Origin of the sequence: Legionella genomosp. 1, from assembly GCF_900640215.1 — a bacterium.
GTDB classification, from domain to species: Bacteria; Pseudomonadota; Gammaproteobacteria; order Legionellales; family Legionellaceae; genus Legionella_C; species Legionella_C quinlivanii_A.
Map to the genome: position 1 here is coordinate 489,249 of NZ_CAAAJH010000001.1, position 26,735 is coordinate 515,983.

The window sequence follows — 26,735 nt, forward strand, 5'->3', positions numbered from 1 at the left end:
ATTGTATTTAAAATCAAATGAATTTTCTGTTTCTTTCATGCTGATTCTTACTAAAAAATTGACAATTTTATTGAATTTGAGACAATGAGCTCGCGCATAACTAGAGTGCCGATTGATTGCCTCTGAATAACAATTAGGAAGAATTTTCATGCGAGCAAAAACTGACCTTGGCGATACGGTTCAAATTCCCGCGGGTATTCATCCTCAAATACGACTGTTGGCCTGTGATTTCGATAACACACTAGTCAATTTAAAGGGAAAGTATGCCTCTGTTCTTAATCATGATTTGTTAATCCCCATATTACGCTGGGCATCCTTAACCATCCATTTGGGGATTGATACTGCGCGCGATAGAAAACTCGATAGCGATATTGGTTCCAGTGGAGGGGCATCAATCACTGATTTACTCAAACTGTTTGAACGATTTGGCATTCATTTTTCGGTAAATAATCCGAATCTTGTAATTGCCAGCGAAGATGTCACCGAGTTTAGAAATATATTGATGAAAAGGTATGAGCATGATCTCGAAACAAAGAACCTGTTCACTAAACAAAAGAACGCGGATCTTCACTTCATCATGCAGGAGTTCAACAAGTCATCCAGCGGCATTCCACTCAGACCCGAAGACATTTTAATTCTTGATGACACTGAAGGGGTAGTAGAGTGGGCAAGAAAGGCCGGATTTAAAGCGATACATGTAAAGCATGAGTTCAACAAGAACACTGTAGATGAGAGCTATGCCTATGAGCTTGCTAAAGTTTTAGGTCTTGAAGACTATGCAAACGATGTGCAGGAGCATCCTGAAAATCATCGAGAGGATCCTGAAGTTTTTTTGACTGTCGCAAAAGAGTATTGGGTTGCGAAACAGGCTCGAAAAGAGAATAAACTGCCTGCTGCTTTACTGGTTCATCCTTTACTTAATGATTTATTAGGACATTTCCGAAAAGATCCAAGACAGGTTTTTCCTTTATTAAAGCAATTGCATGGTCGAGCAGGGTATTCTCAGATAATTGATGAGGAATATGAAATTTCTGATACGCTTATAAGCACGCCCAGACAGCATATAGTGACTTCAAGGCCAGTCAAACAAACCCTGTTAGGCCATTCGATACAGGCCGATGATTTTTACAGGGTCAACGATTTATTAAAGTTAGGAGCAAGCTCTAACCACTGCTTCGATTTAGGTCCAAACAAGAGACAAATCAAGCCCTTGGTCGCTGCCGTTATTCTGGATTGCTCTTCCGATATTTTAGCCGCACTGATAAAGGCAAATGCACAAATTGATTTGACTCATGGTGATATATCCATTTTAAAAATAGCGCTTGAAAATTTACACGGAAAGTTATTGCATCTTGTGCCAGGAAAAAGACAACCTCTCTATGAGCAATTACAATTGATAGTTGAGGTCATTCAGAAACAGCATGGTCTGGACAATTATTTTAATCATTTAGCTGCAATTTTCCCAATGATCCTGAAAATTGAAGACGCTAATATCCTGGCAATTTTTATGAATAATCTGAGCCTTAATCATAGACAGTCTCTTTATCATTTCGTAGATATTTCAGCGCAGAAAAATTCTGATTTTTCTCAGCAACTAACGGTAGAGTTCTTTTTTCAGCAGTCATTGAAATCGCTGAAAGAAAAGTTCGACCCCTTAGCCCCTGCGCCAAACGAACTTGCCCCCCCGGAAAAGCCGGGGAAATGTCCTCATTATAACTCGGCCAAGGCACTCTTTGAGCTTTTAAGACATGAATCCCTCAGTTCACCAAGGCAGACTAAAAAAACCGGGAGTGCAATTAAATTATTCCGCTCCTCCGCCGAAGCACTGGCTGATGTCAAGTCGCTTCAACGGCAATTCTTTTTTAATGTTTTGGGTCATATGCTGCGAATGAATTTGAGTGAGTTCAGAGTTCAAAGTCTTTTAAACGTGTTCCTGACGATGTTCTGTAAAAAAGACACTGTAGAAAGTCCAAAAGGAGAAAAAAGAAAAGCGGAAGATCTGGATATTGATAAGGTTTATTCGTCTCGTGCTCCACAATTTGAATTAAGTTTACTTGGAGTAGCTGTCACACATAATAATTCCTGGTTTGCCGAGCGATTACTTGATCTTCGAGCAAATTCAAGCCAATTATTTCTTTTGGATCAGACAAAAATCAAGATCTTAAACGCGGCAATAATTTTTGAGTGTGAACCTGGTCTTATCAATGGGCTCATAAAAGCTGGTGCTACAATTGGACAAATTGAGGGAACCTATAAAAATGGCGTAAAAGAATCCATACTCAGCATAATGATTAAACGAATTTGTAGTACAGCAAATATTAGTCTTAGAAAGGAGTTAATTGAGCAATTACATCCTGTTATTCAACTGTTTTTATCGCAACACGGTGTCGATAATTATTTTGCAGCCTTATATCCTGCTATTCAGTCCATTATAGAAAGTAAGGACAGTAAATTAATGGCAAGCTGCTTTGGCATGCTCCCAAGCCCATTCAAACAAAGTTTGTGGGATATCTTTGCAATGGAGGGTTTATATCCCCTGAAGCCTGCTACAGATGTCAAACAGGAAGATTTTAAATTAAGATTCGAGATGGAGTTCTTTTTTCAGTTGAAAGAGGAGGAACTGCCTCTGCAGGGAAAGGCATTTCGCCGCATTCTTCCATTAATTCAATCAGAATATTGTCTGCTTGTTGAGCTGCGCGCCCGTTTGAGAATTGCTTTCGCAAATTTCGAGAAACCTGAATCATCAACACAGGGCAAAAAAAGTTTTTTTAGCGTATCCGATGTGAATCCAATTGAAGAATGCAAACTGAATGCTCGAGTCAGGCGTTTGAAACTTTTTTTTAATACCGTGAATTGCTTAATCGAAACAGTCCCAATAGACTCGCTTCAAGCAAAAAGCCTTCTGCATTCCTGCTATTTCGCCATTAAGGAATTAAACAATTTCTCAGGTTATGCCGCCTATTTCAAAGGACAGACCAAGTCAATTGAGGAACTGCTTTTATTTTTGAAAAATTCATTACAGGAAAGTCAGACGGCGCAATACCAAATTCAGGCTCCACTCACCTCACCTGAGAGGGTCCAGATAGCGAGTTACAGAGAGCCCTTGCTGCCAGTATCTCCAATTGCTGGAGTTAATCCGGACGAATCTAATGTTTCATTGACTGGTAGTCGATAAGCTAAACACTGTTTAAGGAAATCCTCTTAAGCAAGTAGGTTGGACCTTGGCCCATAGCCGTCACCATCAGGCTAAGAAGTAATGTTATCCCCTCTCCACCACGCGCAGCGTGGGGGAGAGGGTAGGGTGAGGGGGTTAAAAAATTTATCACGTTAGTGATTCCATTTAGTTGTAGCAATAAACCATAATCACAGAAATATGATTAATGAATCGCTACGCGACCTTGTTTATAGCCCCCTCTCCCTAACCCTCTCCCCCGCTGCGGTCGAGAGGGGATCAGATATTCTTAGCCTGACCGCTATGGGCTTTGGCCCAACATTGAGTTCTCAATCTATGATCTTTTGCAGATACTCCCGCGCTTTTTGAGCATAGGCGAGAGGCGGTGCTTTGGCAGGATCCTGCTCGGCTTCCACAATCAGCCATCCGTGATAGCCGGTTTTCTTAAGTTCTGCCATTATTGGCGCAAAATCAATCATCCCATCACCGGGTACTGTAAAAACACCGGCACGCACCGCATCCATAAAGCAAAGTTTCTCTTGTGAAACTCTTTCAAAAACGGCTGCGCGGATATCTTTTAAATGAATATAGCGTATGCGGCTTCGATACTTTAGCAACAGATCCATTGGGTTTATCCGGGCAAAGGCGGCGTGACCGGTGTCCAGTAATAAGGAGACTAACTCTGGACTGGTATGTTGCATGAGATAATCAATTTCTGAGGCATTGAAAACCCCGGTTCCGGCATGATAGTGATAGACAATCTGCATGCCATAATCATGGGCTATACGACCTATTGCATGCAAACCCTGAATCAATCGAGTCCATTGTTCATCGTTAAATACTGGTTTATTCTCACCTAGTACCGGCTGCTCGGTACCCTGAACTGCATATCCGCATTCACAAATATTAATAAATTTTGCATTCATCGCACGCATAAAACTTAAGTGATCCAGAAAACGCGACAAGGTTTTCTGATAATTTTCAGGTTCAGTAAAATACGTACTGAACCAGGCACTGCTTAATACGAGGCCCACTTCATCGAGTGTTTTCTTCAAAAAAACAGGATCTTTGGGAAATTTATTTCCCAATTCCGTACTTTGATAGCCAGCTTGGACCATTTCATTGATACATTGTTCAAAACTAATATCTGATCCGAGGCTTGGATCATCATCATTAGACCAGTTAATCGGAGCAATACCCAATTTCATTGTTATTCCTTAAAACAATTTTGCGCTTTCAATTTGCTGCTGCATATTGGCGTGAGCAGCTCTTACTTTTTCAGAATTGGAGACAGCCGCCACTCCCACACGCCACCATGTTTCGTACCCCTTACTCATTGTTTTTGGTAAAACGGGGAGAACAATTACGGTGCTGCCTGTATTCTGTTTTGCATTTACGAGTGCCGTTTTGAAGTCGTCATAACTATCCGCATAAATGGCTTTTGCTCCCAGCGCTTCGGCATAGCGGCAAAAGTCAATTTTAATGTAATCGCCGTCTAACCGCCTGCTTTGCAAAGAGCGATAGCGGAATTCATTTCCGAAACCCATGCTGCCATTGGCTTCTTGCAGATTGCGTATGCATTGATAGCCATGATTATCAAAAAGAATAATCGTTATTTTCAACTGTTCCTGAATACAGGTGAGTAACTCCGAGTGCAGCATAATATAACTGCCGTCTCCAACCAGTACATAGACTTCGCCTTCCTCTTTTTCCTTAGCCATACGAACGCCAAGGCCCGCTGAAATCTCATAGCCCATGCAGGAATACGCATATTCAAGATGATAGTCCTTGGCTGCCTTGGATTGCCATAAGCGATGCAAATCCCCTGGCAGACTGCCCGCTGCACCGATGATCACATCATTTTTAGTAGTCAACTGATTTAACAAGCCAAGAATAGCTGTTTGAGATAATCCATTCGCTCTTTTCTCAGGAATGGCGATAACTCGGGTTAATTCGTCCTGCCAGGCTTTTCGGTATTGCTGGATATGCTGGCGATAACTCGGAGAGGTTTCAAAATTCTTCATTGACAGACTTAATTGAAGAAGACCGCTTTTGGCATCGCCTTTTAAAATCAGGCTATCCATTTTGACGGCATCAAAGCGGCTGATATTTAAGTTAATCAATTGGCAGGTTTCGTTTTTAAACCCCCATTTAGAAGCGGTAGTGAAATCCTGCAGGCGCGAACCGACCACCAGAATCAAGTCGGCCTGTGCAGCTAACAGATTGGCAGCCTCCGATCCAGTAACCCCAATACCTCCTACATTCATTGGATGTGAGGCGGGAAGGGCGCTTTTACCTGCCTGGGTTTCTGCCACGGGAATTTGATGCTGCGAGGCAAACTCAGCCAAGGTGTCTGCTGCCAGGGAATAGTGAACTCCTCCGCCAGCAATAATTAGAGGTTTTTGTGCTTTCATTAGCCGCATGGCTGCTTCATTAATAGCTTCCTGACTGACAGATTCTCTTTCAATTCGCCATACACGTCTGGCAAAAAAGGTTTCCGGGTAATCGTAACTTTCGGATTGAACATCCTGAGGAAGACAAAGGGTCACGGCCCCTGTCTCTGCAGGGTCTGTAAGAACCCGCAGTGCGTTCATGCAGGCGCTTATCAATTGTTCAGGTCTTTGAATCCTGTCCCAGTATTTACTCACCGGTTTAAAGCAATCATTTACAGAAACCGTGTAATCATGAGGCACTTCCAACTGCTGTAAAACCGGATCGGGCTGACGGCAGCTGAATATATCGCCTGGAAGCAGCAAGAGAGGAATTCGATTAGTAGTGGCGGTTGCCGCTGCGGTAATCATATTGGTCGCGCCAGGTCCAATGGATGAGGTGCAGGCCAAAATACCCAAGCGGTTTTTTTGTTTGGCATAGGCTGTGGCTGCATGCGCCATGCCTTGCTCATTATGACCCTGATAGTATGTCAGACCACTGTCATCGTATTCCAGTGCTTCGCCAATCCCGGTCACATTCCCATGGCCGAAAATTCCAAAAATACCCTGTACAAAACGGTATTCTCTGCCATCCAGTTTAATATACTGATTAGCAAGAAAACGAAGTAAAGCCTGGGCAGTCGTTAATTTTATAGTTTGCATTAAACATCTCTCGTTAAATTAATCGCCATACTCTCTGGTTTGCAGAGTCGCTGCGAGTCCAGTCGTGTTCATCGACAAAGGTCGGCTGCTCATAAGGCTCCCCTGGCAGATGACGTATAAACCACAGGGTATAAAGCGAATACCCCGGAGCAGTGCAGTGGGCATGGGTTTTATTGGCGGCTATCTGATAGGTATCGCCATGTGTTATACGAAGCGTCTGCGCTCCATTTTCTGCCAATGCGAATCCCTGGGGCTCCGAAAATCGGTAATGGTAAATTTCGGGCTGGGCATGGTAATGGGAGGGATAACTCGACCAGCGCCCCTGAAAACTGATAATCTCGCCCACAACCAGATTGGATTCTGGTCGATTACGCTTGTCAAAAACCGTACGAACTATACGATAAGCGGTGTTTTCCAATTGCTTTTGTCCGCGATGATCGGTTTCCAGCATATTGTTTTCTGTAAAAACCATCGGTTCAAAAGGAGCAGGATTTTCAGTTTCCATAATTAAGAGCTCACAATCGCTGTGAGCTTGTATGGAAGCTGTGGTGCCGCTTGAACAGTGTAAAACAATCGGGTTTTCAGCAAAATAATCGCAGCGTTGTGCCCTAAGTTTTTTATCTTCAAAGTGAAAGTCAACTCGTCCAGTCATTAGCAGTGCGGCAAATTCAAATAAGGGATTGAACTGAAAACTTTCTCCTTTATTTAAACGCAGTGATTTGAAATTCATTTGCATTTCAAAAGGATTATTTTCCATTTCGACAATTGAATTTATGCCGTCATTGAATGGATAAGCAGATGTAAGGACATTAGTTTTTTCGTGTAGCTGATTTAATATATGACTTTTCCAAACCAGTGGATTATTAGTGAACTCGCGTATAAAGTACTGATGCTCTTCCCAATAAGGCATTGCGGGCGCACAGCCATGTCGCGTTACCAGCAAGGCGCCGCTGGCATTCGCCCACTGCATAGCAGTTTCCCAATTCTCTTCGCGCAGCAAGCCTCTTAACAAGCCGGCCATAAAACCATCACCAGCCCCTAGAACGTTTAGCACTTCGACCGGATAAGGTTTTGATTCCAGGGTAAAAGCGTTTTTAAAAACCTGGCAGCCGAGCTGTCCGCGTTTAACTACAATCGGCGCCTGGCTAAGAGATTGAATACGATGAATTGCGGCAGGCAGATTGTCCGCACCTCCCGCCAATAACACTTCTTCCTCGGTGCCAATAATGAGTGAGCAGTCAGCAAGAACCTGTTGGTAAATAGCGGTGACTTCTGCCGCTGGCAGATAGCGGGTTTCGCCATCACCTGCTGTGGTCAGATTCCATAGAACTGGCCGGTAGTCCAGATCCATAATAATGAGTGTACCGGCTTTTTTAGCGAGAGCAATTGTATGCTGTGTCGTTGCAAGCATGGCTTTAGTGGATAAACCGGTGCCGGTGAAAAGAAGGGCTTTGGCCTTTTCTAAATACTCTAATGAAATATGCTCCGCTTTAAGCTGCATGTCTGCGCAGTTATTTCGATAGAACATCAGAGGGAAATGATTCGGTGGACTAATACCCAAAAGCACCAGCCCTGTCAGGTGGGCATCTGACTCCTGAAGTAAATCGATATTAACGTTTTCATTAATGAGTGTCTTCTTTAAAAAAGTGCCCATTTCATCCTGGCCCACACAGGATAACATCTGACAGTTTAATCCCAGTCTCGCTGCACCAACAGCGATATTTCCAGCACATCCCCCCAGATATTTTTTAAAAGTACTGGCTTCAGAAAGGGCAAGGCCTATGTCTTCTGCATAGAAGTCTACTGCTACTCGGCCCATGCAAATCAAATCGATAGGCCTTGTTTTTACATAATTTAGTTCTGACATTTATCGCTCTCATTTAGAATTACAATTTGACCGGCGCATTCATTTTCAGTGATTGTTTTGCCGCCTGAGCAATTTTTAATGCCTGAAGTCCATCGAAGGCTGAAACCAGCGCAGGCTTTTCAGAAATCCAGCTCTGATAGAATGCGGTTAATTCGGCAATAAAAGCCTGCTGGTAGCGCTCTAAAAAGAAATACAGGGGATTAGCAGAGTGAATGCCATTCATCGCATAACTTACTACCTGATTCGAAGGTTGGTTTCCAGCGAGGAGCATCCCTTCTGCCCCCAGTACCTCAATTCGCTGATCATAGCCATAGACTGCTTGTCGGCTATTATTGATGATACCCAGTGCGCCATTCGCAAAGCGGAGTTGTATGGTTGCCGTATCGACATCATTCAAGGCTTCAAATTCAGGGTTTATCAGGATAGCGCCAGCTGCATAAACTTCAACCACCTCTGAATTGGCGAGGAAACGTGCCATATCAAAATCATGAATACTCATGTCCATAAAAATACCGCCTGAGGTTGCACAATACTCCTTTGAAGGGCAGGCTGGGTCACGTGAGGTAATGCAGATAAGTTGTGTCTGGCCGATTTCACCTGTTTTTATACGGTTTTGCAAGTTTGAAAAACTGGGATCAAAGCGACGATTAAAGCCGACTTGCAGCAGAGTATTATTTTTATTTACTGCTTCAATTGTCTGAAGGATTTCCTGTTCAGATAAGCCTAATGGTTTTTCACAAAAAACAGCTTTTCCAGACTCGCAGGCCTTAAGAATCTGTTGGCTATGCAAATGAGAGGGTGAAGCAATTAATACAGCGTCGATGTCCTGATTATCAAGTATATCTTCAACCGATTTGCTGCAGAGGGGGATATCCAGTGTTTTTGCCCAATGAGTATCCAGCTGTGGGTCCGCAATGGCGTTCAACTCAAATTGAGGGAGTTGTGATTTTAAATTGGCGGCATGTAATTTCCCAATCCGTCCTGCACCGATGATTCCTATTCGACATTTTTTATTCATTTGAGACTTCCCAGTTTAATGCTAATTTATTTTTTTGTTCGTTAAGATTTTGCCCAAGATCCCTGATTTTGTGACCTTTAAGCAGATTGTCTTCAATTTTTTCGAGAGAAACACCGCTTGTTTCCGGTATAAAGTAATAAATAAAGAAAAAAGCGAGTAAACAGAAGCCCCCGTAGATAGAAAACGTTAATGAGGGTCCGGTATTGGTAAAGAATGCAAGGAAAGAAACCGATACAAGAAAATTCGCCAGCCATTGAATGACCGTGGCGATACTCATGGCAAATCCGCGAGTGGCTTGTGGAAATATTTCAGAAATTAATACCCAGAATAGTGAGCCCACGCTGACGCAATAGCCCATTACATAGGTACAGAAAAGCAGGAGAATGATTGCAGGTGATATGCGGTTAAAGCAGAGTGATATGGCGAACAGGCTGAGACTGGCGAGCATCATCCCGTTTAATAACAGAAAACGGCGGCCAAAGCGATCCACAAAGCAGAGCGTGAACGCGGTGAAAATAAAATTGACTACTCCAATGACAAAGGTGGCGAGAATAGCCGTTTGGATAGACAGAAATCCTGCGCTTTGAAAAATCATCGGACCGTAATACATCAGCGCATTAATTCCTGAGAACTGTTGAAACACGCCAAGAAGCGTTCCAACTGCCAGTACTGAAAGAAAGGGCTTGCTTAATAACAGCGTTTTAGACTGTTTTAGTGAGGAACTATTATTTTTTATTTCGGCGATCTCACTCGTGAGATCTGCACCTTCTGGTCTTATTTTTTTCAATGCGATAACCGCTTTTTCAAGCCCCTGTTTTTTTATCAGCCAGCGTGGGGAATGGGGCACAAACAGCATACCGATAAACAATAAGAGTGCGGGTATTATCCCGGTCCATAAAATTAAACGCCAACTCGAGGCGGCGCTATCATGTAATAAATAGCCGATTAAATAGGCAACAGCCTGGCCAAAGGTGAGGGCTAATCCATTAATCAAAACCAGTGCGCCCCGGTTCTTTGGAGGAGATATCTCCGCGATAAATAAAGGGGCGATATAAGAGGCAATTCCTATGCAGACACCTATTATGAATCGACCAAGCAATAAATAATTAAGTGTATTGGCAAGCGCACAACAGGCGGTTCCCAGGATAAAGCCAACTGCAACTGTTTTTAGCAGCGTTTTACGGCTGATCTGATCTGAAAGATACCCACTTAGTGGAATGCCTGCGATTGAACCGAGCAGACTAAAACTGACAACGAGAGACCATTCCCAGGAATTAAGGGATAGCTGACGGATAATTTGATCCTGAACATCGGCAATCACGCTTGAATCAAAACCAAAAAGGAAACCACCCAAACCTGCGATTATCGCAACCAGTAACATATACGAATTAATATTGCCATCCATTGCCATATCCTGTTTCACTGTTGAGCAGCCTGTGCTTTCTGAAAAGAGAGGCTTAATCCATCGAGGCAAATAGTATCACTGTCTTTTGCAAATGGAAAATCCTATTGCATTTTTTGTGTAATTCAATGACCATACAAAAATCCCGTTTTAAATTAGTTACCTATGCTTTGTAAATCCAAACGACACTGGTATTGGCTCTTGCTGATTCCCATTCTGGCGGTTCTGCCTTTACCCTGGTACAACAAGCTTGAACCAATACTATTCGGTTTCCCCTTTTTTTACTGGTACCAGTTAGCATGGATTTTTTTTGGCGCGATAATAATTGCAATCGTTTATTGGATGACAGAGGTTGCAAAGAAGTAAATGATAAAGCCACTTAACTCGTAAACTGGTTTAAAGAATTTGGTGCCTCGGGAGCGTCTTCATTGGATGCTTTTTCAATCGACAGTCGAGATTTGATGCTCTGACTAGTCGCTGCTGGATCCTCTGATATTGGAGTCACAGACTTCACTTCATCAATCTGTTTCTTATATTTTTGAGTAGATGAGTCAGTCTCGGCTTTTGACGATCTAAAAAAACTGGCTATTTTATCTACTATCATGGAGATAACTGCTCTGAATGACGGTAATCTCCAAATAAAATGCTTAACCTCCTCCTCGTTAGAAGGGTAGGCGGGCATTTCATCATCTGCTGAATTGAGGTCATTTGCACTGTCCTGTGCCATGCCTGGTTTTTCGGCAACAAGATTTTTTAATATCTGCAGACATTGAGGATTCCCAGCTTCCCGGGCTATTTCCAGCACATCAGGAAATCCTGGGACATTTCCTTATTACTGGTGTAGCCCAGTTTAACTTGGTAATCAATGCCTGACATAAACTTCTCATTGCAACAACATATATTACAAATGTAGACCATTTATTGACCAATTAGAGATGGGCTATCTTAAAATAGGCATAAGAATCAGAACTTTCTGGTGTTCGCTTGCATTTGATATTTATAATGAGCAGGTTTCAGGGAGTGATTCTCAATAATGGAGTAATTCGTGTCTGTTAGCATGCTGCTGATTTTTCTTTTCTTTTTTCTGTTGGTGAGCCTCATTGGTTTTATGGCTGTTCACTGGCGAAAGGCAGACATGGATTCACTTCATGAATGGGCTCTGGCCGGGCGCAGTTTTGGAACCATTATCTCCTGGTTTTTAGTAGGTGGCGATTTATTCACGGCCTATACCTTTATTGCTGTCCCTGCGTTTATGTATGGGGCTGGCGCTCTTGGATTCTTTGCTATTCCCTACACCTTTATTGTGTACCCGCTCGGCTTTCTTATCCTTCCAAAATTATGGGCATTGTCAAAACAACATGGGTTTATTACGGCAGCCGACTTTGTCAGGGCTCGCTATGACAGTTCACTGCTGTCTTTACTGATGGCGATAACCGGGGTTATCGCCACGATGCCCTATATCGCTTTGCAATTAGCCGGCATTCAGATCATTATCGCAGCCTTGGGATTTCCCACATCAGGCCTGGCTGGCGAGGCCCCTCTAATCATCGCATTTATTATATTATCTGTTTACACGTATCGAAGCGGGGTCAGAGCGCCTGCTCTGATTGCAGTGGTGAAAGATATATTAATTTATATCGCTTTGATTGCAGCTATTATAATAATTCCGGCAAAGTTAGGGGGATTCTCTGCTATTTTTGCAAAAATCCCTACCGATAAGCTGCTTTTAAAAGCCCCGCTTGAAGGCAATATGAATCAATTCAGTGCCTATCTTACACTGGCTTTTGGTTCAGCATTGGCATTGCTGTTATATCCGCACAGCATTAATGTGATGCTGAGTGCTAAAAGTGAAAACGCTATCCGAAAAAATATGATACTTCTTGCGCTTTTCTCAGTGCTATTGGGGATATGCGCTTTGCTAGGCTATATGGCGTTGGCGGCTGGTGTTGAAGCAAATCCTCGATTTACCGCCTATTTCCAACAATATAAAGCAAATTTTGCGGTGCCGGCTTTGTATCTTGCCAGCTTTCCAGACTGGTTTCTTGGCATTGCTTTCGCGGCCTTTGCTATTGGCGGTTTAGTGCCGGCTGCAATTATGTCGATTTCTGCAGCTAATTTATGCACGAGAAACATTTATAAAGAATATACCAGGGCTTCAGTTTCGCTTAAGGATGAGGCGAAAATTGCCAAGATTATCTCCCTGTTGATTAAGGCTGGCGCATTGGCATTTATCCTTTTTTTGCCGTTGGATTATATCATTCAATTACAGCTATTGGGTGGAATCTGGATTAGCCAGACATTTCCTTCTGTTATTGCGGGTTTGTATACGCGCTGGTTTGATTATCGTGCCTTGATTTTGGGCTGGATTGTAGGAATTATCAGCGGCACCTGGGGGATCCTGTGGTTGAACTTTAAATCTTCCATCTATCCCTTGAAAATAGGAGATTATATTATACCGGGATATTTATCCTGTTACGCATTAATTCTCAATTTTCTAATTGCTGCTTTGGGTACTTTTTTAATCAAAAAAATGCAGTTAAAACCATCTGATGATTTAACGACATTAATGCAAGAATAAATGTAATTCCCCACGTCATCCCGAGCGCAGCGAGGGATCTCCCCGGAGTGGGCACGGTCTTTACCATATCGATAGATCTAAATCATCCTGCCGGGATTTTACTCACTATTCGAGTGTGGTGCAACTGCAGGGAAATCCCTCGCGGTGTTCCGGATGACGTGATTTAAAAATATGCAAAAAAAACAACTGTTTAGGCTATACTAATAATATAGACACTGTATTTTGGAGTACGCGATGGACATTACAATTTTCCTGGCGAAAGTGATAGGCTGGTATTTGGTGATTACCAGCTTATATGTCTTTTTCCGCCGTAAAAATATACATCCCTTAATCAATGCGATGGTTGCCGATTCCCCGTTGATGCTTTTCATGGCAATTATAACTTTGATTCTGGGATTATTGCTTGTTGTCAGTCATAACGTTTGGGTGGTCGCCTGGCCATTAATTATTACCATTGTTGGATGGCTTATTCTATTGAGTGCGCTCCTGCGTTTATTCTTTCCTGAGCAGGCAGTAAGAATGGCTCACTGGTGGTCTGCCCATGCCAATGGATTGATGATAATGGCCTTGATTTATTTGTTGATTGGTTTGTTCCTGTTGTATAAGGGTTATTATTATCTGTTTACAACCTTTTAATAAGAAGCTTGTCAGGACTGCAATTGTTGTAGTCCTGATAAGGGATTCTAGTATTTTACATACAACGTTTGTTGGTATATTTAGTGCAGGTGTGGGCAAAATAATATTTCAAATTAGACACAAAAAGATCACCCTCATGGTCCATTACAAATATTCTTTCTGGCTGCAGCTCGACATAATTGGAAGAGCGAAGAATTCCAGGATAAATAGAGCTCGCATAGGGGCTAATCCATTTGTCGAGAAAAGGTAAGACGACTTCCGGATCGTTGGAGTAAAAACGGTTGTAAATATCGGCTATGAGTTCCTTTTTCAAATCATAATTGCTTTTAAAAAAATAATTTCCACGATCCTGGTGATATAAAGTATAAGTGGTTTTGCGCATGTTATTCTTATAACCGGCATTGAGGTTCATAGAGATAACAACGCCTTTTGCACTTTCAATATTAAAAGAGGTTCCTAGCAGATCAGAACCATTATATTCGGCCAGATAGTTATTTAAATAATCGATAGCATTATCTGAAAGCGGGTCAAAATAAGTATTGATTAAAAAGCTGGTGGCCAGACGAGTCTGAGGATCATAGCTGCATGAAATATAAATATTGTAAGTAAATTTATCAGGAGTTATTTTTGAAACCATCGCCTTATCAATCGCTTTATTGACCTCATCGCAACTTAAGTTTTTATCTGCAAGGCTTCCTTTGATTCGGACTATTTGTGTGGGATAATCAATACTGCGCTGGAAACTGGCCAGATCAGCTGTTTTGTCTTCTGTTGTATATTGGCGCACAACTGTGTTTTCAGGAGCCGCGTTTGCAGCAGGTATTACAGGTTGATTTTCAGGAACCTCATCCGCAAATGCTGACAGGGGAGACAGGAGCAGAGCCGCATAAAATAATCTGAACTTCATTACAACCTCCTTGTTGAGAGTTAAATCCTTTTAACATCTATGAAGCATGTGAGGTTTCAGTATACTCCAGCTGACTCATGAATCAATACACTAAAACTTGCACGTAATAATTCAAAAAAGTATGTCTCTTTTAATATTTTGTTAATTTTTGACCTGTAAACTACTCGAAAATGTTCAGCTTTCGCTGAAAGTTAAGATTCAATTTCGAGGTTTAAAATGCGCCAATCTCAGATTCAACAGTTAATCCTTAACAGTGCTGTCGCACACCAACCAAAAATTAATATCTCCAATAGTAAAGCAAAAGGGATTGCTCATTATTTAACAGAGACTGGTGTAGAGGATAACGACATCATCCATAAAATTGTTCCAGCATTGATTGATCAGTTAGCCTTGATACCTGCTGCGACGAATAAATTTCCGCATGCTGCTTTTCTTGATCAATTTATCCGTGACAATCAAATCGCTGTTCCTCCTGAGCCACTGAGAATAAGTAAAAGCGCAGTAAAAGCACAACGGCGGGTCGATAGTTTGAGTCGTCTTATGGCGGTGCAGGATACGATTAGCCCCTGTGTTGCAGTCGTCTTGCATGAAGGAAAATTTGTAATCGCCTCTAACTTTCCTCGTATTGAAGCTACTGGCGAAGCGGATACTATCAGCAAGTTTACTAAATTGATGGAGCGACGCTTAAATATCGTACAGGATTTCATCAAAAAAATGGAAGCCGATTTTCTGGCTGATTCTAAATCTGAAGCCTCCGAAGATATTGATATGTTCCTTACCGACGCTGAATCGCTTGCGGCTGAAGAGTTAAGTATTGCTTTTAATGCAAAGGGATTGGCTTTGGCAGCACTGGCAGTCAGGGCTTTAGGTAAGGATGATGCAGGCGGTTATGCTACTGTAGTGCCGGAGCTCAATAAAAAGTGCGAGAGTCAAAGAGAGCACCTGCAAAGAGCATTATTAAAGCTGGCATCCTCTTATTTCCTCGCAAAATACTATGGTAAAACGGATACCGGGTTATCTGTCGAGCAAGCCAACGCATTAACATCTGGCAACTACGAATTATTAGTCCGTTCAGACAGCATTGGCAAAGGGAACTGGCATGCAGAACAATTGATAGTTGACTATCTGCTTCAGAATAACTCGATAAACCCGGAGGAACCTGTTCATATTGGTATATCCAAGCTGTGCTGCCAGGCATGTGATAGTGTGTTATCTGAATTCAAAGGTATAGAATATCGTGGGTCGCACGGAGTCAGTTTTCCGGGTGTGCACAATATGTTAACCGGAGAAGTTCACCAGGGACTGAGAACAGGAAAATCAACGCATCTTTGTGCAAGCGATAGTGATAGTGAAGTCGATTTGAGCAGTTCAAATTCTTCTTTGACCAGCTCAATGGATTTACCCAGTTCCAGTTCACAGATCACTGCGGGCAGTGAATCAGGAATGGGAAGTCTGAAGCGGTCCGTTGATTCGATGTACGGTTGTGGACAAACCTTTTTTATGGTGAAGAAAGCAAGAGAGGCAAATCGTTTAACAGCATCATGCGATGGACTTACGGTAGCTATAAAAGTCTAAATATAAAACTTACTGGATAAAAATTGTTATTTACTGTAAAATTATCAGAATAACTAGCCGATTAAGGAGCGTCTGTGCCGCGTAAATCTCAGGGTCATCACACTTTAAAGGGAGATAGAGGTGTGTACAACTCAGATCCCCAACAGCCTCTGCCTCCCGGCTTCTATAAAAAGCAGAAATCTTCTGAAGAGGAGCTCAATGATGCCTCAAAAAACATTGAGTATAAACTCGATGGAGATTCAAAAAACAATGAGTATAGAATAGCCAAAAAAAATACAAAAGGGCTGGAGGCTTTTAATTCTGATATGAATGACATGAATAGCTTGATTCAAAACTGGGATAATTTTTTTAAGACACAATTCCCTGAAAAAGGCGTTCCCGGAATCGAGAAAGTTCGGGAATTTCTTGTCAGTCAGATTGAGTTATTCCTGATCCTATTTGCCGACTCATACAAAGTCTTGGCAAATGATAGTCAGAACCCGGTTTATAGCACCTCTGAAAGGCTTGATGCACAGAAACCGCTGAAAGAACTTCATAATCTTGTGAGACCCTGGTTTGGTGAACTGCAATCTACTTTGAATAAAGAAATCAACTTTTTAAAGACCAATGCTGGAAATTTGAAACTTCATGCACTGCTTATCTTTTGTTTGAGTTTTATGGATAAATGCGCAAAGCTCATCCTCGATGATCTTAGCGAAAACAAGCTTCCTCAGGCCTATTTATTAGATTTGGAGTTGCATCTGATTGAGGTAGCTAAAGAAACTTACAAGCTGGGTAAGGATAAGCGTATCAGATTTAATGAAGATGTTCTTCGATCGTCTAACTCGCATGAGATAGCTAATCCAGAGATGGCTGATAATCTTATTGGTACACTATTGGAGAACATTACTAATGTATCTGGTCCTGGCTTTAATATCAAAAATGATTTGTAGCCTGTGTCCTGCTATTGTAAACTTCAGGGATTGAAGTAGGAATGAAAGGATTCAATTCAAGATGTTGGTTAAACACAAACCCTGCAATTTGTTCTTATTCGGCACCCAAGGCGACCTGGCTCGCCGAAAACTCCTCCCCGCTCTTTATCAATTGGAAAGCTCGGGAATGCTCCATGCGGATACGCTTATCCACGGTGTAGCCCGCGAAGATTTTAATCTTGAGTCCTACGGGAATTTTGTTTCCTCCAATCTCAAAAAGTTTCTGAATACCCCTTTTAATAATGCAGTATGGGATCGCCTGGCTTCGCGCCTTCGTTACTCTCAACTGGATTTATCACAGACTGATGAGTATCGCAAATTAAAACAGCAAACAGCAGATCATCTGATCCCGATTGGCTATTTTGCAACACCGCCTTCATTATTTGGCCATATCGCCGAGGGCATGGCGAAAAATGGTTTGGCTGATTTTCCTGCCCGTATAGTTCTCGAGAAACCCATCGGCAAGGATCTGGCTTCAGCGATTGTAATCAATAATCAGGTCTCCTGTTATTTTGCAGAAAACCAGATTTACCGAATTGATCATTATCTCGGAAAAGAAACTGTTTTGAATTTGCTGGCTTTGCGTTTTGCGAACTCATTATTTGTAAATAACTGGGATCATCAGTCAATTGACCATGTGCAGATTACTATTGCCGAAGAGGTAGGGGTTGAAGGGCGCTGGAGTTATTATGATGATGCAGGCCAGATGCGCGATATGCTGCAAAATCATTTGTTACAGGTTTTATCCCTCATCGCTATGGAGCCTCCGACCAGTCTCGATGCAGACAGTATTCGGGATGAAAAACTAAGAGTGCTAAAGGCATTGCGTCCGATCAATCATGCCAATGTTCAGGCCTCAACTGTGCGCGGGCAATATACTAGTGGATTTGTGAATGGAAAAGCCGTTCCTGCGTATCTCGAAGAAGAGGGAGCCCGTTCTGAGAGCAGAACTGAAACGTTTGTCGCAATGAAGGTCAATATAGACAACTGGCGTTGGGCAGGTGTTCCATTTTATCTGCGAACTGGCAAACGAATGCCGAAAAAGCACAGTGAAGTAGCTGTTTACTTCAAAGCTCCCCAGCACAACATTTTTCAGAAAACCTACAAACAGCTTGCTCCCAACAAGTTAATTATTCGCCTGCAGCCTGATGAAGGGGTCGAAATTCAAATCATGAACAAGATTCCTGGACTTGGAGAAACAATGCAGCTTCAGGAAAGCAAACTGGATTTAAGTTTTGACAAAACCTTCAACAAACAGCGCATCGCTGATGCCTATGAGCGTCTCTTATTAGAGGCAATGCTGGGTAACCAGTATTTGTTTGTACGCCGAGATGAAGTTGAGCAAGCCTGGGATTGGATTGACGGGATTTTAAAGGCTTGGCAGGAAAGCTCGGAAGCACCTCGCCCTTATCAGGCAGGAACCTGGGGGCCGGCGATGGCAACCAGTTTATTAGCACGGGATGCGCATAGCTGGGATGAATAAATGGATATACATCGTTTTGATAACTGTGAAATGCTTCACGAGGAATTTGCCAATCGATTGATACAAATTCTTGACGAGGCTATTACTGCAAAAGGTGAAGCCTATCTGGCTGTTTCTGGTGGTAAAACTCCGGCTGCATTATTTGAAGTGATGGCTGGCAAAGATTTAAACTGGAATGCGGTTTCGGTAATTCTGGTGGATGAGCGCTGGAATACCGCACAGGAGACGGATAGTAATGAGTGGATGGTGAGAAACTGTCTTTTAAAAAACAAGGCCGCTGCTGCCGCCTTCATCAATTTTTCTACTCAAAATTTAACTATTGAAGAGGCTATTGGCGAAGCTGAGGCCAAACTTGCCAGGATTCCTTTGTTTGACGCAGTGATATTGGGAATGGGAGAGGATGGCCATACTGCCTCTTTATTTCCTGGCAGCAGAGAGCTGGAATATGGCTTATCGAATTTCGCAAAGGACGTGATTGCACTAACACCAATTCATGCACCGTTTCAACGAATTACACTAACCAAACCCCGTCTGCTTAGAACCCGAAAGTTGTTTTTGCAGCTAGTCGGTGAGAATAAGATGCGTGTCTTTCAGGAGGCATTAGCAGACAATGACGCACTGACCATGCCTATTCGTGCTTTTATTAATCAGCCTGCGACCCGATTGCAGGTTATGTTTGCTCCCTCTTGAGGTTGTTATGCATTTTCGTATCAGAGATATCACCGATAAAATTAATGAGCGCAGTCTTAAGTTGCGTGAAAAATACCTTTCACAACTGACAGAGGCCAGAGTGCAAGGCCCCCATCGTAAAGGCCTGCACTGCGGTAATCTGGCACATGGATTTGCTGCCTGCCTTTTGCATGAGAAACAGATTCTCCGTGAAATGAGACAGCCTAATATCGGTATTATTTCCGCTTATAATGATATGCTATCCGCGCATCAGCCTTATGAGCATTATCCTTCACTAATAAAGAAGGCGGTTGCAGAAGCCGGAGGCATTGCTCAGTTCGCCGGCGGTGTGCCCGCCATGTGTGATGGTATCACGCAGGGACAGCCTGGCATGGAGTTAAGCCTCTTGAGCCGTGATGTAATAGCCATGTCCGCGTCTATCGGCTTATCTCATAATATGTTCGACGGCGGTCTGATGCTTGGCATCTGCGACAAAATAGTACCTGGTCTGTTGATTTCAGCCTTATCTTTTGGTCATTTGCCCTTTATGCTAATTCCCGCAGGGCCTATGCCATCCGGGATCTCGAACAAAGAGAAGGCGCGAATACGCCAGTTGTATGCTGAAAAGAAAGTGGACAAAGACAAGCTTCTGGATGCTGAAGCGGCTTCCTATCATTCTCCTGGTACCTGTACTTTTTACGGAACAGCCAACTCTAATCAACTCCTCGTGGAAATAATGGGTTTGCAATTACCTGGCTCATCATTTGTACATCCAAACACTGCTTTACGTGATGAATTAACCAAAGCCGCTGCACAGAAAATTATTGAACTGACCGATTTAAAGGGGGAGTATTTACCAGTAGGCAAAATTGTTGACGCAAAATCGCTGGTGAATGCAATTATTGGCTTACTGGCAACCGGTGGTTCAACTAATCATACCATGCACCTGATTGCTATTGCGCGTGCAGCCGGCCTGATTATTAATTGGGATGATTTTGCAGAGCTATCGAAGATTACCCCTTTACTTGCCCGGGTCTATCCGAATGGTGATGCCGACATTAATCAATTCCAGCAGGCAGGAGGTATGGGCTATCTGATAAAAACCCTGCTTGAAAATGAGTTACTGCATGCTGATGTGCACACTGTGGCTGGATTTGGTCTTCAGCGTTACACGCAAAAGCCGACTCTCGAGAACGGACAACTGGCATGGATTGAAAGTGAATCTCAGTCAGCTGATATGAATGTTTTGCGTCCGGTGAGCGACGCCTTTCAGCCTCAGGGAGGATTACAGGTATTATCAGGTAATCTCGGGCGAGCTGTTTTCAAGACTTCCGCAGTGGCTTCGGAAAATCAGGTGATTGAAGCGCCTGCTTTGGTTTTTTCAAGCCAGGAAGAGTTTGAAATGGCCTTTAACGCCGGCGAATTGGAGAGAGATTGTGTAATTGTAGTGCGTTTCCAAGGGCCTAAAGCCTGTGGCATGCCTGAATTGCATAAACTGACTCCGCCACTTGGTGTATTGCAGGATAGAGGCTTTCGCGTTGCCCTTTTAACGGATGGCCGCATGTCTGGCGCTTCCGGTAAGGTGCCAGCCGCTATTCATGTCACGCCTGAGGCTGCAGACCAGGGGCTTATTTCGAAAGTAGAAAATGGCGATAGGATCCTTATCGATGGGCAAAGAGGTATTGTCGAACTGCTGGTATCTGCTCAGGAATTAAAAAATAGACAACATGCGGTCAGAACGACCGCACCAGTTAATGGATTGGGGAGAGAGTTATTTATTCATTTAAGAAATAATTTTTCAAGTGCTGAGGAAGGAGCCTGTAGTCTTTTTCCTGCGGGAGTTGCAGTAAATGGCGAGTGAGCAGTATGCGGTTGCCGCTGACATAGGGGGTACAAATGCCCGATTTTGCCGTGTTGAGCTGAACAGTCTGGCTATAGATCAGATTAAGATCCTTCCCTGTGCCAATTATCAGCGCATAGAGGATGCCTGGATTCACTATTTGAACAGTTGCGAAGTAGAAGATATTAAGCATGCAGCGATTGCCATTGCCTGTCCCGTTAATAGCGATACAATTTCCATGACGAATTCTCACTGGCAATTCTCAGTTAACTCTGTAAAGCAGAAACTAGGTTTAAACCGCTTATATATGTTGAATGATTTTACTGCCACGGCCATGAGCCTTACTGTATTAGAATCTTTGCATAAATTGCAGATAGGCGGCGGTTATCCAGAACCAGATCAAAACATGCTGGTTCTTGGTGCGGGTACGGGTCTTGGAGTGGCTCAGTTAATTCCCGGCAGTCATGGGTATATACCTGTTGCGGGTGAGGGAGGGCATGCTGACTGGCCAGCCCAGACTGAACAGGAGTGGTTCATTTACCAATATTTGTCCCGAAAATACGGACATGTTTCCTGCGAGCGTGTTTTATCAGGAGGAGGGCTTGAAGATCTTTATCAGGCCTTGGCAATGTTTCAAGACCAACCCATTGAGTTTCGATCTGCTGCTAAAATCGCAGAATTGGCGCTCACTACCGCTTGTCCTCTTGCAGTAACGGCGGTCAATCAGTTTTTTGCAAGTCTGGGCAGTTTTGCCGGGAATCTGGCTTTAACAGGTAATTCTCTGGGGGGTGTTTATCTCGCAGGAGGAATTGTTCCCAGGCTATTGCCATTATTGAGCGGTAGTGAATTTCGTGATCGGTTTGAAAATAAGGGACGTTTTACGGGCTTTAATCAAAAAATTGCAACATTTGTAATCACTGCGGAACAGCCTGGCTTATTGGGAGCTGCTGCATATTTAAAACAAAGGATGAATGAGAATGGAGTCTTTTAACTGGAAACTATCGGCAAAGAAGGTTTTTTCTGCCAGTGCGCTGATTCCTGTCATTGTTATCAGAGATCTTGATCAAGCCTTGCCCTTGGCTGAAGCCTTGTTAAAGGGAGGCATTCGCATCATGGAGGTGACATTACGCACTGAAATCGCTCTTGAAGCGATTCACCTGTTGAGCCAGGAAATGAAAACGATGATTATTGGCGCGGGAACGGTGCTTAATGACTTACAGCTACAGCAGGTGCTCGACGCGGGTGCGGCCTTTGCATTAAGCCCGGGAGCTACCCCCAGTCTGTTATCAGCAGGGCGAGAAACTTCGATTCCCCTTATTCCGGGAATATCCAGTGTTTCTGAGGTCATGCTGGGTATGGAGATGGGATACAGGCATTTTAAATTTTTTCCCGCAGGCGCAATGGGCGGCGTTGCGGCATTGAAATCATTCTATGGCCCATTGCCCGATGCTGTGTTTTGCCCTACTGGCGGAATTAATAGCAGCAACTGTATGGACTATCTGGCATTGCCTAATGTACAGTGTGTTGGAGGTTCCTGGATGGTTCCTGAAACAGCGGTGCAGAACGGGGATTGGCAATTAATCACAGATCTTTGCAAAAAAGCCAATGCTCTGATTTCCGATAAAGTGTAGCTGGAGCAGATTGGTAAACTTGAGCTTAATTAAGGATAAGAAATGGCATTATTAGTTGCAATCATTGGATCATTAGCAGGTTTTCTATTTGGCTATGATGAAGGAATCATTGCCGGCTCCCTTGCTCTGGTGAAAGAGCATTTCGCTTTGAATCATACTGAAGTTGGAATTATGACCTCCGCGTTGCCTTTTGGGGCACTTCTCGGCTCTATGTTGATCGGTGCTTTGCTGGTTTCCAAACTGGTAAAATATTTTGGCAGACGAAGTGCTTTATCGGCAGCCGGTCTGCTTTTTTTTCTCGGCGCTCTGGGGGCTGCTCTTGCCGCTGAGGAGTGGATTCTGATTGTGTCACGCTTTATTCTCGGCATCGCCATTGGTACTGCAGCAGTAATAACACCGCTCTATCTGGCTGAAACTGCTCCTGAAAAATGGCGTGGAGCGATGGTCGCTATTTATCAGCTTGCGATAACAATTGGGATTGTATGTGCTTATTCTGTTAACTATTTATTGATTGAACAGAATGCCTGGCGCGCGATGTTTGCTTCAAGTGCCATTCCAGCCGGTTTGTTGACTATTTTCATTCTGTTTTTACCTGAATCTCCACGTTGGTTATATAGTGTTGGAAGAAAAAAAGAGGCTGCTAATGCCTTACAGCGTCTGAGAAAAGAAAACTGCAGTCACGAATTACAGCATATTGAATTAACTTTAAGCCGTGAACCGCACACACAAGGCTGGAAGCAGTTATTCAGCCGCTCCATGCTGCCGGTGTTATCGCTCGGTATGATGCTATTCTGCTTACAGCAATTAAGCGGCATTAATGTCATCATCTATTATGCACCGGAGATTTTTAAGAATCTGGGTTTCAATAATGCAACCGGACAGATTCTGGCAACCATGGGGATTGGTTTGGTCAATATGCTGGTTACCATAGGCGCTATATTCTGGGTTGATCAACTTGGGCGGCGAAAGCTTCTTTTAATTGGTTTCTCTGGTGCATTTATCAGTCTTTTTGCGCTGAGTCTCTTTTCATTTTACCAGACCTCTTTAATCGCTTCGCTTTCTGTCATTTGCCTGACGGTTTACATATTTTCCTTTGCTATCAGCATTGGCCCCATCCCGCATATTGCAATGTCGGAAATCTTTCCCTTGCACGTAAGAGGGGCAGGCATGGGCTTATCCTCAATCAGCAACTGGGGTTTCAATACACTGGTCGTTTTTAGCTTCCCTCTCTTGCATGCCGGAATTGGAATTGAATATACTTTCGCATTGTATGGGGCAATCTGTTTCTTTGGACTGTTCTACAGCTATTATTTCATGCCAGAAACCAAAGGTCTCAGTTTAGAAACTATTGAAGATTATTTAATGAGTGGCAAACCGCTGAAAGAATTAGGTCGTACTGATTCAAGCTCTGAGGACTATGTTAAAAATGGATTAAGGGCTAATTGATACATCCGGGGAATGCTTGCTCTTAATGAGAATCTTTTGGATACCGTACACAAGGCAATCACTTAGCCCCATCCCTGGCTGCCATTAAGTTACGGAAATTTTGTCATCCCCGCGAAAAGCGGGAATCCATTCCTCAGCCGGCATTGTAGCTAGCTCAGAGATGGATCCCCGCTTTTCGCGGGGATGACAGTTTTTAGCCTCGTAAGAGGAATAGTTTGCTCCCACCAACAATTAAGCTGAAACAGTATCTTCCACAGTTCGTGAATGATTAACAGGCATCTGCTCAAGTGCCTCTTTCGCCTGAATTGCTCTTAATACAGCGACATAACTCCAGGTTAAGGAATAGGCGCCTTGCTGTACTCCGGTTTCAAGATTAATTTGCTCACTCATTAGTAAATCAGGGGCGTAGTCTTTGATCAGACGTAAATAAGCATCACCAAGCTGGATGTATTGTTCGACAGTGCTCTTGTGATGCGTATGTTTCAGTTCATTTGCTGCAAGGGTATAGTAATACTCAGCGGCAGCGGCCGTTAATATAAACCAGGGGTTTCCTTTACCGTCATTGCGATAGCCGTCATAAGTATCTCCCGGGTAACGTCCAAACAACAGGGCATGATTATATTGCTCATTGATTGGATACAGGGATTTAAATTGATCTTTGAGTGCCTCCACCGTGTGTTTAACATAGCTTGTATCGGCTGAAAAGAAACTGTCATTAGTATTGCCTAACAAGACACCCAGAATTACTGCGCTATCCAGCTCCAGAGTTTTTTGCGGGCCTGAGTGCGGGGGCAGGGTAGCCTGAATCAGGTTGTTTTTACAATCGATGTGTTTATAAAGGCGCTTTTCAATCAATCGAGCCTGTTCCAGATAGAATTGAGCAGCAAGCCTGTCATTGAATCGTTTGGCGAAGGCTGAACCCTCCAGCAGTGCTTTGCGCTGTACCATAGCAGTAAAGAAATGATCGCCTAAAACCTCTTCCCAGAGATCAAAGTTTTTATCCTGCCAATGATGAGCGGTATACTCGAGATCCATTTTGATAGCGCCCATCGTATCCGGGTTTAAGCCTTCAAAGTATAAGTGCTCACGTACATAATTACCTTCACCATCTGCAATAAGGCTATTTGCAAATCGCATCAGGGTAATCGCCCTTATCGCCGGACCATCGTTTTGCGGACGACCCCAGGGGCCTGTGTAGGGCTGGCTGGCTAATGGACTGTCAGGCATATAAAATTTGGGTTCTCCTAATATATCCTGCCCGGGTAACGGATCTTGCTGGTGTTGGAGACGTTCAACCCAACTGACATAGTTAAATAACTTTTGTTTGCTATCCTGATCCCGGTATTGCTCATACCAGGAGGCAATAAGATTCATCGATATTGCTGAGTCACGTGCCCAGTCGAAATAGTAGTCAGGATTACTGCGTGAGGGGGAGGCCATAATCGCACCTTCCGCGCTGATATTCGCTTTGAAATGTTCTTTAAGCGTATTGACATCTTCTGCAGTGAAGATTGATGCTATTGCATTGCTGCCAATAACACTCAGCCATAAGACAAATAAAATCCTTTTCATAATTTCCTCTATCAGAGCGTTAATATAAAACGCTCACATACTACAGGAAACCGGTGCTGGTGGCTATAAACATGTTGCGGCCTCTGACACACGCCCTAAGGACAGATAGCGATAATTTCGGCGAGCTCAACTGTTTCGCTTACTACTACCGGGAGTTGTGATTCAGTAACAATATTACTCACTGCAGTATTGATTGTCGTGTTTTCAATTAGTGAAGTGGTGAGGCCGATTGTCTCAGTAGCAATCTGGCTATTTTGCTCTATTGTACTGCTATTACTATTTCCTCCCGTTGTCCCCGCGGAGCTATCCGTACTGGAGGTTTGTGTGCTGTCTGAATATTTCCAGGGAATAGGACCGGGTGTAAAATTTCCACTTCTATCGAATGAGCCGCTGGAAAACTGCTGACCCGGCCCTACAAGCTGATTTCCTCCTTTCACCAGTCCCTGTTTTACATCCAGATAAGTATTGCTGGGAGTTGCAATAGCCTGAAGCTTTGTACCTAGAATGGCCAGTGCAACTACCGGCGTCTGGATGCTTCCTTTTTTCTTTTTACTGGAGGTATACTCGATCGCACCTTTATTTAATTTTGTTTTAAACTCCACATTCTGCTGGCTGGAATAAGAGACAATCTGATAACTGGTGTTTTCCTGTATACTGACCAGGGAACCATCCGTATATTTTATTTCGGCTTTGGCACCGGCGCCGGTGATGATGGTGTCGCCAGTAAACAATTGCGATCCCCTGCCTATTGTACGCTCCTTTCCTCCCTGTTGCGCGCTGACTTTACTGGTGACCGAAAGCACTAAAGCGGCAGGAGCAGTAAAAGCCGTTCCTGTAAATAATATAAAAATAACCAGTATTATTTTCTTCACTGTC

General features: G+C 43.3%; 21 protein-coding genes. 12 read left to right on the forward strand and 9 right to left on the reverse strand.

What is annotated here, in order from left to right; translation table 11 throughout:
- Positions 1–148 precede the first annotated feature (148 nt).
- Complete coding sequence (locus E1O89_RS02015) at positions 149–3,175, forward strand: hypothetical protein (protein WP_133138694.1); 3,027 nt, start codon at positions 149–151, stop codon at positions 3,173–3,175.
- 326 nt (positions 3,176–3,501) lie between these two features.
- Here E1O89_RS02015 and iolE read toward each other — a convergent pair whose 3' ends face one another.
- The 5 genes from iolE to E1O89_RS02040 are packed head-to-tail and all read right to left on the reverse strand — an operon-like array spanning position 3,502 to position 10,554.
- A complete protein-coding gene (gene iolE / locus E1O89_RS02020) occupies positions 3,502–4,380 on the reverse strand; it encodes a myo-inosose-2 dehydratase (RefSeq protein ID WP_187347023.1) in 879 nt (292 codons plus the stop codon).
- Positions 4,381–4,389: 9 nt separating this feature from the next.
- Complete coding sequence (iolD, locus tag E1O89_RS02025; RefSeq protein WP_133138696.1) at positions 4,390–6,264, reverse strand: 3D-(3,5/4)-trihydroxycyclohexane-1,2-dione acylhydrolase (decyclizing); 1,875 nt, start codon at positions 6,262–6,264, stop codon at positions 4,390–4,392.
- Between the two features lie 13 nt (positions 6,265–6,277).
- Positions 6,278–8,131, reverse strand: a complete 1,854-nt coding sequence (iolC, locus tag E1O89_RS02030) for a 5-dehydro-2-deoxygluconokinase (RefSeq protein WP_133138697.1) — start codon at positions 8,129–8,131, stop codon at positions 6,278–6,280.
- 19 nt (positions 8,132–8,150) lie between these two features.
- Positions 8,151–9,149 (reverse strand): inositol 2-dehydrogenase, encoded by a 999-nt coding sequence (gene iolG, locus E1O89_RS02035; protein WP_133138698.1) that lies wholly within the window; start codon positions 9,147–9,149, stop codon positions 8,151–8,153.
- Positions 9,142–10,554: a sugar porter family MFS transporter gene (locus E1O89_RS02040; RefSeq protein WP_133138699.1), complete on the reverse strand. Its 1,413-nt coding sequence runs from the start codon at positions 10,552–10,554 to the stop codon at positions 9,142–9,144. Before E1O89_RS02040 ends, iolG begins: the two co-directional genes overlap by 8 nt.
- 162 nt (positions 10,555–10,716) lie before the next feature.
- Here E1O89_RS02040 and E1O89_RS02045 point away from each other — a divergent pair, with 162 nt between their 5' ends.
- Positions 10,717–10,917 carry a DUF3311 domain-containing protein gene (locus E1O89_RS02045; RefSeq protein ID WP_133138700.1) on the forward strand — a complete coding sequence of 67 codons (201 nt, stop codon included), beginning with the start codon at positions 10,717–10,719 and terminating at the stop codon, positions 10,915–10,917.
- Positions 10,918–10,930: 13 nt separating this feature from the next.
- Here the strand turns inward: E1O89_RS02045 and E1O89_RS02050 are convergent, their stop codons facing one another.
- Positions 10,931–11,356, reverse strand: a complete 426-nt coding sequence (locus E1O89_RS02050) for a hypothetical protein (protein WP_133138701.1) — start codon at positions 11,354–11,356, stop codon at positions 10,931–10,933.
- A gap of 240 nt (positions 11,357–11,596) precedes the next feature.
- Here E1O89_RS02050 and mctP point away from each other — a divergent pair, with 240 nt between their 5' ends.
- Together mctP and E1O89_RS02060 are read left to right on the forward strand one after the other, a co-directional pair.
- On the forward strand, positions 11,597–13,129 hold the full coding sequence (gene mctP / locus E1O89_RS02055; RefSeq protein ID WP_222845413.1) for a monocarboxylate uptake permease MctP: 1,533 nt from the start codon (positions 11,597–11,599) through the stop codon (positions 13,127–13,129).
- A 234-nt stretch (positions 13,130–13,363) separates the two neighbouring features.
- On the forward strand, positions 13,364–13,765 hold the full coding sequence (locus E1O89_RS02060) for a hypothetical protein (protein WP_133138702.1): 402 nt from the start codon (positions 13,364–13,366) through the stop codon (positions 13,763–13,765).
- A 55-nt stretch (positions 13,766–13,820) separates the two neighbouring features.
- Here the strand turns inward: E1O89_RS02060 and E1O89_RS02065 are convergent, their stop codons facing one another.
- On the reverse strand, positions 13,821–14,672 hold the full coding sequence (locus E1O89_RS02065; RefSeq protein WP_133138703.1) for an Lpg0189 family type II secretion system effector: 852 nt from the start codon (positions 14,670–14,672) through the stop codon (positions 13,821–13,823).
- 216 nt (positions 14,673–14,888) lie between these two features.
- Between E1O89_RS02065 and E1O89_RS02070 the strand changes: the two genes are divergently transcribed.
- From E1O89_RS02070 to E1O89_RS02105, 8 genes are all read left to right on the forward strand, one after another.
- Positions 14,889–16,247 (forward strand): nucleic acid/nucleotide deaminase domain-containing protein, encoded by a 1,359-nt coding sequence (locus E1O89_RS02070; RefSeq protein WP_133138704.1) that lies wholly within the window; start codon positions 14,889–14,891, stop codon positions 16,245–16,247.
- Positions 16,248–16,321: 74 nt separating this feature from the next.
- Positions 16,322–17,179, forward strand: coding sequence for a hypothetical protein (locus tag E1O89_RS02075; protein ID WP_133138705.1), 858 nt, complete (start codon positions 16,322–16,324; stop codon positions 17,177–17,179).
- A 61-nt stretch (positions 17,180–17,240) separates the two neighbouring features.
- Positions 17,241–18,701, forward strand: a complete 1,461-nt coding sequence (gene zwf, locus E1O89_RS02080; RefSeq protein WP_133138706.1) for a glucose-6-phosphate dehydrogenase — start codon at positions 17,241–17,243, stop codon at positions 18,699–18,701.
- Positions 18,702–19,391 carry a 6-phosphogluconolactonase gene (pgl, locus tag E1O89_RS02085; RefSeq protein ID WP_133138707.1) on the forward strand — a complete coding sequence of 230 codons (690 nt, stop codon included), beginning with the start codon at positions 18,702–18,704 and terminating at the stop codon, positions 19,389–19,391. It abuts the gene before it with no gap.
- 7 nt (positions 19,392–19,398) lie between these two features.
- Positions 19,399–21,231, forward strand: a complete 1,833-nt coding sequence (gene edd / locus E1O89_RS02090; RefSeq protein ID WP_133138708.1) for a phosphogluconate dehydratase — start codon at positions 19,399–19,401, stop codon at positions 21,229–21,231.
- Positions 21,221–22,201 (forward strand): glucokinase, encoded by a 981-nt coding sequence (glk, locus tag E1O89_RS02095; RefSeq protein WP_133138709.1) that lies wholly within the window; start codon positions 21,221–21,223, stop codon positions 22,199–22,201. Before edd ends, glk begins: the two co-directional genes overlap by 11 nt.
- Entirely contained in the window at positions 22,188–22,841 is a 654-nt protein-coding gene (locus tag E1O89_RS02100) for a bifunctional 4-hydroxy-2-oxoglutarate aldolase/2-dehydro-3-deoxy-phosphogluconate aldolase (protein ID WP_133138710.1), read from the forward strand. The genes glk and E1O89_RS02100 overlap by 14 nt, the downstream gene beginning before the upstream one ends.
- Before the next feature lie 42 nt (positions 22,842–22,883).
- Positions 22,884–24,287, forward strand: a complete 1,404-nt coding sequence (locus E1O89_RS02105; protein WP_133138711.1) for a sugar porter family MFS transporter — start codon at positions 22,884–22,886, stop codon at positions 24,285–24,287.
- A gap of 231 nt (positions 24,288–24,518) precedes the next feature.
- On the opposite strand, the gene E1O89_RS02110 is transcribed toward E1O89_RS02105, so the two are convergent.
- Complete coding sequence (locus E1O89_RS02110) at positions 24,519–25,859, reverse strand: glycoside hydrolase family 15 protein (RefSeq protein ID WP_133138712.1); 1,341 nt, start codon at positions 25,857–25,859, stop codon at positions 24,519–24,521.
- 95 nt (positions 25,860–25,954) lie between these two features.
- Positions 25,955–26,731, reverse strand: coding sequence for a FecR domain-containing protein (locus E1O89_RS02115; protein WP_165483031.1), 777 nt, complete (start codon positions 26,729–26,731; stop codon positions 25,955–25,957).
- Positions 26,732–26,735 lie beyond the last annotated feature (4 nt).

Excerpts from the sequence above, each read along its gene's own strand:
- E1O89_RS02065 (WP_133138703.1), bottom strand. The coding sequence starts at position 14,672 with ATGAAGTTCAGATTATTTTATGCGGCTCTGCTCCTGTCTCCCCTGTCA.
- E1O89_RS02110 (WP_133138712.1), bottom strand. The coding sequence starts at position 25,859 with ATGAAAAGGATTTTATTTGTCTTATGGCTGAGTGTTATTGGCAGCAAT.
- iolG (WP_133138698.1), bottom strand. The coding sequence starts at position 9,149 with ATGAATAAAAAATGTCGAATAGGAATCATCGGTGCAGGACGGATTGGG.
- E1O89_RS02070 (WP_133138704.1), top strand. The coding sequence starts at position 14,889 with ATGCGCCAATCTCAGATTCAACAGTTAATCCTTAACAGTGCTGTCGCA.
- E1O89_RS02060 (WP_133138702.1), top strand. The coding sequence starts at position 13,364 with ATGGACATTACAATTTTCCTGGCGAAAGTGATAGGCTGGTATTTGGTG.
- edd (WP_133138708.1), top strand. The coding sequence starts at position 19,399 with ATGCATTTTCGTATCAGAGATATCACCGATAAAATTAATGAGCGCAGT.
- pgl (WP_133138707.1), top strand. The coding sequence starts at position 18,702 with ATGGATATACATCGTTTTGATAACTGTGAAATGCTTCACGAGGAATTT.
- E1O89_RS02045 (WP_133138700.1), top strand. The coding sequence starts at position 10,717 with ATGCTTTGTAAATCCAAACGACACTGGTATTGGCTCTTGCTGATTCCC.
- iolC (WP_133138697.1), bottom strand. The coding sequence starts at position 8,131 with ATGTCAGAACTAAATTATGTAAAAACAAGGCCTATCGATTTGATTTGC.
- iolD (WP_133138696.1), bottom strand. The coding sequence starts at position 6,264 with ATGCAAACTATAAAATTAACGACTGCCCAGGCTTTACTTCGTTTTCTT.
- zwf (WP_133138706.1), top strand. The coding sequence starts at position 17,241 with ATGTTGGTTAAACACAAACCCTGCAATTTGTTCTTATTCGGCACCCAA.
- glk (WP_133138709.1), top strand. The coding sequence starts at position 21,221 with ATGGCGAGTGAGCAGTATGCGGTTGCCGCTGACATAGGGGGTACAAAT.
- iolE (WP_187347023.1), bottom strand. The coding sequence starts at position 4,380 with ATGAAATTGGGTATTGCTCCGATTAACTGGTCTAATGATGATGATCCA.
- E1O89_RS02100 (WP_133138710.1), top strand. The coding sequence starts at position 22,188 with ATGGAGTCTTTTAACTGGAAACTATCGGCAAAGAAGGTTTTTTCTGCC.
- E1O89_RS02040 (WP_133138699.1), bottom strand. The coding sequence starts at position 10,554 with ATGGATGGCAATATTAATTCGTATATGTTACTGGTTGCGATAATCGCA.
- E1O89_RS02105 (WP_133138711.1), top strand. The coding sequence starts at position 22,884 with ATGGCATTATTAGTTGCAATCATTGGATCATTAGCAGGTTTTCTATTT.
- E1O89_RS02015 (WP_133138694.1), top strand. The coding sequence starts at position 149 with ATGCGAGCAAAAACTGACCTTGGCGATACGGTTCAAATTCCCGCGGGT.